Below are 7858 nucleotides of genomic sequence, written 5' to 3'. Positions count from 1 at the left end.
CGGGAGGATGGCACGGACCGTTTCCGCCCCTTCGTCGGTTGGTCCTGTTAGATGGCCAATGATCGCGGCGGCCTGCAAAGTGGCTTCATCAATCTCTCCCTGCTTTATCAAATCTCTGATTTCGCTATAGGAAACAGTTTTACTTGCCGCAGAAATGTCGGGAGCGGGGAACAACAAATAGCCGACAAACAGCGCGGCAACCATCAGCGGCCAGACCTGCTGCATGCGAGGGCCGAGTTTTGGCTCATCAGGAGGTGTTGCTTGCCTATCCATTTTACTGCCGCCCACAAAATCCGCGCCAACGACACCTAACCGCCGCGTCTCATCATCAAAGTTGACAGTTTACGAAATTTAAGGATTGCGCCTTGATGCAGATCAGCAAACGTCCAGTTTGTGGTACGCGCATAATTCGCAATGCTGCCTCTGTTCCGACTTCGCGGCACAGGAGAAGTTCACGTTGGCTGTTGTCAGAGCAAATCGGCTTAAGCAGGGCAGGGTGGTTTAGAATCTTCTGCTCATGACGAAAACAGACCCTTTCAAGGGCTTCCACACCGGCTCCGAATCTATTCGCCTAGCAGTGATTCTATATGTGAGTTTTCCACTTTCGCTCCGGAATGCCGAAGATATTCTTCACGACCGCGGCATCGACATCAGCCGCAAAACGGTGCGGTACTCGTGGAATAGATTGGGCCCGATGCTTGCTGCCGAGATCCGGCGAAACCGGGTGAACCGCACCGTTTCGCGGACTTTCGTTGCGGTCACACCAAACGACCGATCAGCGGGACAGAGCCGACGTCGGAAAGCCAAATGCACTTTACGGATGTAAGGCCGACCACACGCCTCTTCTCGAGCAAATTTCTTCCTGGTCAACGTCTACGGCAGCAAGAAACGTGCCCACTGACCATCCGGTTGTTCCCTGTGCGTAAATATGTAGGTCACCGCATCCCAGCAAAGAACAGTCTCATAGAGGTTATCCAACACCCAGGTACCCTTGGAAGTCTCCACCAACAGGACTGCGTGTGGAAAGAATTGCATTTCGTGGAAAGCGATTGCCATTGTTAGTAATGCGCTAGGAAATTCGTCTTCGACGAGTCGGCGGCGTTTCTCTAAGGCGAAGTCTTCGCAATCACCTTAGCAGTTAAGGGGATAATCCCATACGTCGTCGATACCTTTGAAATCCCAGTCGGAAACGAACTCACTCTCTTGATTCACTTGTGAGTTGATAAGCTCGACTCTCGCTCGCTCGGCTTCCGATCATACCACCATGCGAGCCCCCTCAAGGTCGCAAACGCCCGCATACTGCAAACAGAATATGCTGTAGTTTTCCGGAGTTTCCCCGATACTCGCCACCGGCAAATCAATTGGGATGCACGCAGGCTCTGCGAATACGCCGACCGGAGTGACAAGTAGCAAGACCGGGGCAAAGAATCTAATGATCGACAAATCATTGCGGCTCATAGAATGATCATAACGCACCCGCACGTGAGTTCCCTACCAGCTTCTATCCTAAATGGCCCCTGCGCCGTTGGTTTGAGCCCTCAGGACCGAAGTCCGCATTTGGCTCCAATGAGCGAAACAGCCCTCCGAAGTGGCCCCTTCAGAGGTACTGCGTTTTCTGCCTGGATAGGTGATATTGTGAAACGTCGCCTAGTTGCCGCGATGCGAGACCAAATAAGCATTTTCACTAGCATTGAGGCGTGTGAGGCCGACGTCTTTCAGTATTGCGTCATGCGCTCTCAGCAGACCTTCGCCGCGCCAAGTACCACGAGGTCGGTTGAGCTGACAAAACTACCGTTCAAGGCAATGTTCGCAAGGTCTGCTTCTGGCTCTGATCTGACCTTAAACACTGTCGAGCCCAACAGCAGGAACAAGCTTGGAAAACCGGATATTTATCGCACCCACCTTGTTGCGAAGCGCGAAAGACAGGCACTGCTTTGATGCTAATTCACACCACCTCACAAGCGTCCATTCCTTACCTTGGTACGCGCCACAGTTCAAACGTCGCCAATGTTTACGATCCGGTTCGGCGTGCCCGGGACGCTGTCTGTAAAAATTGAACCCTTGTTTGATCGATCCTTCTTCCACGGACGTGATATCCCTTTGGAACTTAATTTGATCGTTGGCGTTTGGAACGCTCCGAAGCAGGGTATGATTCAATTCATACATGTGACCAAAGGGGATGAAACTGTTGGCAGGATTTTTGGCACTTTGCATTTTGACGGTCGGGTACGCCCTTGTCGCAAAGCGCCTGTCATCGACGATCCTGACCGCGCCGATCCTGTTCATCTGCCTAGGCGCAGCGCTGTCTGTTGGCGGTCTTGTCCCACCGGAGACGGGTGAGGCGCTTTTGCATCCTGTGGCCGAGGTCGCGCTGGTGATTTTGCTGTTTTTGGACGCGGCCCAAACGGACCTGGCCGCGTTACGACAGCGCCGTATCTGGCCGCAACGGATGCTGCTGATCGGACTGCCGGCCTCGATATTACTGGGAACTTTCTTAGGCGCATTGCTGTTTCCGGAGTGGTCGATTGTGACAGTCGCACTTGCTGCCGCGATCCTGACACCGACTGATGCAGCCCTTGGCCAAGCGGTCGTCACGAACGAAGCGATCCCAATCCGGCCGCGCCGCGCCTTGACTGTAGAAAGCGGCTTGAACGATGGGCTTGCGCTGCCTGTCATCTTGTTGCTTGCGGCGTTGGTGACGGCGTCGGAGGCACAAGACAGCGTCGAGTGGCTGATCTTTGGCGCGAAACAGGTCCTTCTTGGCCCCATCGCAGGCGTCATCGTCGGCGCAATCGGCGGCTGGGCCTTTTTGCGTGCGAAAGCTGTGGGAACGACGTCTGAAACATATGAAGGTGTGGGCGCGCTGGCACTCGCGGGTTCGGCCTATCTGGGGGCGGTGCTGATTGGCGGTAACGGTTTCATCGCGGCCTTTGTCGCGGGTCTGGCGTTCGGGGCGGTGGTCAAAGGGGCCTGTATGTTCGTCTATGAATTCACCGAAAGCGAAGGGCAATTGCTGATATGGGCAGCGTTTTTTCTTCTGGGCGTGGCCGTCGTGCCGGACGCCATCGCGCATTTGACCCTTCCGATGCTTGGTTTGATATTGGCGAGCCTTTTCGTCGTTCGCCCTGTGGCCATCTGGCTTTCCTTAATCGGAACGGATGCACAGCCGATCACCAAATTCTTCTTTGGCTGGTTCGGGCCGCGCGGGTTGGCGACGGCCTTGTTTGCGCTGTTGATCTTGGAAAATTTGCCCCATGCATTGGGCCAAGATATTTTGCATCTTGCGATCAATACTGTTTGGATCAGCGCGATCCTGCACGGGATCACTGCCGCACCCGGCGCCCGTTGGTATGCGGCAAAAATAAGCCAAATGGGGCCATGCCCCGAAACACGTCAAGAGACCTCAAAAAAGGACATCCCATGACAAAGACTGCGATCTTCAAGCTTGGTGATTTGGCTGATCGGAAACCAGAATATGCCATTGTGGGTGAGGTGGATTTGGTGGTGGTGCGGTTTGACGAGGAGGTCTCGGTTTTTTACGGGCGCTGCTTGCACCGGGGCGCGTTGATGTCGGATGGGCATGTGCGAGGGAATGATCTGATTTGCGGCGTCCATAACTGGGATTACCGCCTCGACAGCGGCGTGTCGGCCTATGCCAATGATGAGAAGTTACCAAAGTTTAAATCGTGGCTTGAGGGCGGCGATGTTTGCGTCGATGCAGACGAAATCAACGCATGGGGCCTTGCCAACCCACAGCCCTACAATCGCAACGCCTATCTTGGGCTCTATGCCGACCCCAGCCACGGGTCAGATGCCGAGCCTTACAACGGATTGATCCAAAGCTACGCCAGGTCCGGCCTATCCAAAACAGGCCATCATGGGGCTGTGGAATCGATGGGAGTGCCGCGCAATGAATTACCCGATTGGGACGATATTCAGTTGCTCACCGCGCAATTATTCAAGCCACCGCTTCTGGACGATGAGCCTGTCGGGACCGAAGTGGTGATCGGACCTAACGCTCAAAAGCCGCTGAAGCTGAAAATCCCGCTGTTCGTATCGGACATGAGTTTTGGCGCCCTGTCAGACTCCGCCAAGGTGGCACTTGCACGTGGTGCCGAGATGGCTGGCACCGGAGTTTGTTCAGGCGAAGGTGGTATGTTGCCCGAAGAACAGTCTGAAAATAGCCGATACTTTTACGAACTGGCATCCGCCCGGTTCGGGTTCAGCTGGGACAAGCTGGACCGCGTGCAGGCGTTCCATTTTAAGGGCGGGCAGGGGGCCAAAACCGGCACCGGCGGCCATTTGCCCGGCAACAAGGTGCAAGGCAAAATTGCCGAGGTGCGGGGGTTGGAGCCAGGAACAGACGCGATCTCTCCGTCCCGGTTCCCGGAATGGACCGAGGTGAGCCAAATCAAAGCCTTCGCCGACGAAGTGCGGGACCGCACGGGTGGCATTCCTATCGGCTACAAACTGTCCGCACAGCATATCGAGAAAGACATCGATGCAGCTTTGGCAGTCGGTGTGGATTATGTGATTTTGGACGGGCGCGGCGGCGGCACGGGGGCAGCCCCAATTATCTTCCGCGACAATATTTCCGTCCCGACGATCCCTGCATTGGCCCGTGCACGGCGGCATCTAGACAAACTTGGGCGCGCAGACGTGACGCTCGTGATCACCGGCGGCCTGCGCAAACCTGCGGATTTCATCAAGGCCATGGCTATGGGAGCCGACGCCATTGCGCTGTCCAATTCGGCAATGCAGGCGATCGGCTGCCTCGCGATGCGGGCCTGCCACACCAACAATTGCCCCGTCGGGATCGCAACGCAGAAACCGCATCTGGTCAACCGTCTGGTGGCCGAAAAATCCGCCCGTCAACTGGCGAATTTCTTCGAGGCGAGCGTTGAGCTGATGCAGGTCATGGCCCGTGCCTGCGGGCATGACCATCTGTCAAAATTCAATCCCGACGATCTGACGACTTGGAAAAAAGACATGGCCGCGATTTCCGGCGTGGCTTTTGGCGGCGTGGCATAGATGGAACAGGACATGGATACGCAAACCCTCGATTGGATTTCGGTGGGGCATGTAGATGATCTTCCCGAAGGTCGGATAAAAACGGTCACTGCGCGCACGACCTCGATCTGCCTGGTGCATTTTGACGGGCAGTGGGCCGCGATGAACAACCATTGCCCGCACCAACGCGGACCACTGGGCGAAGGCGCCATCGAAAAGGGACTCGACGACAAATGCTGGATCAGGTGCCCTTGGCATGGGTGGGACTTTGATCCGCTCACGGGAAAACCACCGGGCGGGCATGAAGACAGCGGACAGGAAATGTATCCGCTCGACATCCGCGATGGTGAAATTTTCGTGGGCCTTGAGGCAGAGCCATCGCACACCCAAACCGTCACCGACGTGATGGTCGAGACAATGACGAACTGGGGCGTGCAATCCGTCTTTGGCATGGTCGGGCATTCCAACCTTGGGCTCGCGGATGCAATCCGGCTTTCGGTCATCGATAAGAAATTAAAATACTACGGAATCCGACATGAGGGGGCAGCGGCCTTTGCCGCCTCTGCCTATGGCAAGCTGACAGGAAAGCCGGCAGCCTGCCTGACTATCGCAGGGCCGGGGGCCACGAACCTTATGACCGGCATGTGGGACGCCAAAGTGGATCGCGCCCCAGTGTTGGCGCTGACTGGACAAGTGCAGACACAGGTGTTCGGACCGGGCGCGTTTCAGGATATTGATCTGAAATCGGCATTCCAAGCCGTCGCGCACTTCTCACAAACCGTGCTGAGCACGTCAAACCATGCCGAACTGATGTCGCTGGCCTGCAAGAACGCCATCGTTCAGCAAGACGTGGCGCATCTGATTTTCCCTGACGATGTTCAAACGCTGCCATCCGACAAACCCGCAGGCGCGCCCTTGGGGCGGATGGGCGGCACACGGGTCACGCCAGCTGACGGCGACATTGACGCGGCAGTTTCGCTTTTGAACTCGGCCAAACGTCCGATGATCGTCGTCGGTCATGGCGCGTACGGTGCCCGCGACCAGATTATCGCTCTTGCCGAAAAGATCGGGGCACCTGTTGTCACAACGTTCAAGGCCAAAGGGTTGGTGCCCGACAGTCACCCCCTTGGCGCCGGTGTCTTGGGCAGGTCCGGGACCCCGATTGCAAGCTGGTTCATGAATGAAGCCGATGTGCTTATCGCCTTTGGAGCCAGTTTTTCAAATCACACCGGCATCGCGCAGAAACAAAACATCATTCAAGTGGATTACGATCGCATGCAGCTTGGCAAGTTCCATCCTGTGAAAGTCCCCGTCTGGGGCGATATTGGCGCGTTTTGTGCGGCGGCTGCGGAACGGATTAAACCCCACCCCGATGCGGTGGGTCAAACCAGCGAATTGGCGGACCGTTGGACCATGTGGCGCAACGAAAAGCACCGTCGCCTCGCCGAAGAACATGGGCAAGGCATTCATTCCTTCGCTATTTTCGACGCGCTTGGAAAGCTGGTGCCAGACGACACGATCTTTGCCGTCGACGTGGGCAACAACACCTATTCCTTTGGCCGCTACCTTGAAACCAAAGGGACACAGCGCGTGCTGATGTCTGGCTATCTGGGGTCTATCGGCTTCAGCTTTCCCGCGGCAATGGGGGCATGGGCCGCAACGCAGGATGTGGCAGACTTGAAAGGACGCAAGGTCGTATCGATCTCTGGCGATGGGGGCTTTGGCCAATATCCGATGGATTTCACAACGGCGGTCAAATACGGCATGGACGTGACCCACATCCTTTTGCACAACGGGCAGCTTGGCAAAATCTCCAAGGAACAGCGATCCGGTGAATGGCCAGTTTGGGAGACCGATCTGCACAATCCCTCCTTCGCAGCGTTTGCAAAGCTGTGTGGAGGGCATGGCCAGAAAGTGACCAAGACCGATGACATCGCAGCCGCTATTGAAAAAGCACTGGCGGTGAAAGGTCCCGCGCTGGTCGAGATCATGACGGATGCGGAATTGGTCTGAACCATAACAGCCGCCCGGACGTTGCTCATCATTCTCGCAGTGTCGCAAAAAAGGCTTGGGTGGTTTGAAGACTACCAGCACCTTGTCATCACACAAATACCGGACGGCACACGGATCAAGGAGCATGTGACTGGGGCGCAATGCATCGTCGATGCTGATGACCCCGGCCTGTTGGTGTTGCAATGGAATGATAACCCACCCGTTTCGGGGCCATTGCACCTCACGAAGGGTGATCGCATTTTGCGGTTTGGACCGCCTAAGGCATGTCTCGCGTTGAATGGCGTGACGGCGCGGCAATGACAGGGACAAGACAGCCCTATCCAATCGTTGCTAAACTGCCAGTCGTGATAACAAACCAGATGATCGAAGTCGACCGACGGATGATAGAGGACATCGGTATCAATCATCTTTCAGATGATGGAAAATGCCGGTTTGCAATCGGCCAATGTCGCGCGCGATCTGTTGCTGGTGAACGCAGCCTTGAGCAAACTAATCTCAGCTCCATTTCCCTGTTTTACAGGGAAGCAAGCCATGTGAGCAGGGAAGGCCAAAACCCGCTTCATTCATGATAGTGAGCCTCCCCATTTGAATTGCTCCATCGATATCTTTAGGAAACGCAGGACAAGGAATGGGGAACGAACGGCATAGGCCCGAGGGAATAATTCAGGAACTTCGGCAGGGTGATGTGCTTGTCGGCCAAGGGATGGCACGTGTGGATGCGATCCGCGAAGTGCGCATACACGTCACGGAAGCTGTGGGGCAAGTCTGTCCGGGAAAAGGGGAACCTCGGCCATCACCGGATTAATACAACAGAGCCGAGCGAGAGCAGATATTC

6 protein-coding genes and 2 pseudogenes are annotated in these 7858 nt (G+C 55.8%); 5 read left to right on the top strand and 3 right to left on the bottom strand.

The annotated features are described in order from the left end of the window. A partial coding sequence (locus tag Q1B15_RS22640; protein WP_366141769.1) for an ATP-dependent metallopeptidase FtsH/Yme1/Tma family protein occupies window positions 1–288 on the bottom strand: 288 nt, incomplete at its 3' end. Window positions 289–517: 229 nt separating this feature from the next. Between Q1B15_RS22640 and Q1B15_RS22635 the strand changes: the two are divergent. Beyond that, window positions 518–733: pseudogene (locus Q1B15_RS22635) on the top strand (IS6 family transposase); the annotation flags it as partial. A 140-nt stretch (window positions 734–873) separates the two neighbouring features. Here Q1B15_RS22635 and Q1B15_RS23595 read toward each other — a convergent pair. After that, window positions 874–1119 (bottom strand): annotated as a pseudogene (locus Q1B15_RS23595) (transglutaminase-like cysteine peptidase); the annotation flags it as partial. 135 nt (window positions 1120–1254) lie between these two features. Continuing rightward, the gene (locus Q1B15_RS22630; protein WP_299758384.1) at window positions 1255–1458 is read right to left on the bottom strand and encodes a hypothetical protein; all 204 of its coding nucleotides are present in this window, start codon (window positions 1456–1458) and stop codon (window positions 1255–1257) included. 721 nt (window positions 1459–2179) lie between these two features. Here Q1B15_RS22630 and Q1B15_RS22625 point away from each other — a divergent pair. Genes Q1B15_RS22625 through Q1B15_RS22610 form a run of 4 tightly spaced genes read left to right on the top strand, consistent with a single transcriptional unit; the run spans window position 2180 to window position 7323 of the window. Beyond that, window positions 2180–3424: a cation:proton antiporter gene (locus tag Q1B15_RS22625; RefSeq protein WP_299758383.1), complete on the top strand. Its 1245-nt coding sequence runs from the start codon at window positions 2180–2182 to the stop codon at window positions 3422–3424. Continuing rightward, window positions 3421–5031, top strand: a complete 1611-nt coding sequence (locus Q1B15_RS22620; RefSeq protein WP_299758382.1) for a glutamate synthase-related protein — start codon at window positions 3421–3423, stop codon at window positions 5029–5031. Before Q1B15_RS22625 ends, Q1B15_RS22620 begins: the two co-directional genes overlap by 4 nt. Before the next feature lie 12 nt (window positions 5032–5043). Then, window positions 5044–7023: a thiamine pyrophosphate-binding protein gene (locus Q1B15_RS22615; protein ID WP_299758381.1), complete on the top strand. Its 1980-nt coding sequence runs from the start codon at window positions 5044–5046 to the stop codon at window positions 7021–7023. 21 nt (window positions 7024–7044) lie between these two features. Next, the gene (locus Q1B15_RS22610; protein ID WP_299758380.1) at window positions 7045–7323 is read left to right on the top strand and encodes a hypothetical protein; all 279 of its coding nucleotides are present in this window, start codon (window positions 7045–7047) and stop codon (window positions 7321–7323) included. Window positions 7324–7858: the final 535 nt, after the last annotated feature.

Source organism: uncultured Boseongicola sp. (assembly GCF_937988555.1).
Lineage (GTDB): Bacteria > Pseudomonadota > Alphaproteobacteria > Rhodobacterales > Rhodobacteraceae > Boseongicola.
Note: the sequence above shows the minus strand (reverse complement) of the source record. Positions and strands in the feature narration are given on the sequence as shown.

What these genes read in the sequence shown, in the direction of transcription:
- Q1B15_RS22615 (WP_299758381.1), top strand. Translation starts at nt 5,044, where the DNA reads ATGGATACGCAAACCCTCGATTGGATTTCGGTGGGGCATGTAGATGAT.
- Q1B15_RS22630 (WP_299758384.1), bottom strand. Translation starts at nt 1,458, where the DNA reads ATGAGCCGCAATGATTTGTCGATCATTAGATTCTTTGCCCCGGTCTTG.
- Q1B15_RS22620 (WP_299758382.1), top strand. Translation starts at nt 3,421, where the DNA reads ATGACAAAGACTGCGATCTTCAAGCTTGGTGATTTGGCTGATCGGAAA.
- Q1B15_RS22625 (WP_299758383.1), top strand. Translation starts at nt 2,180, where the DNA reads ATGAAACTGTTGGCAGGATTTTTGGCACTTTGCATTTTGACGGTCGGG.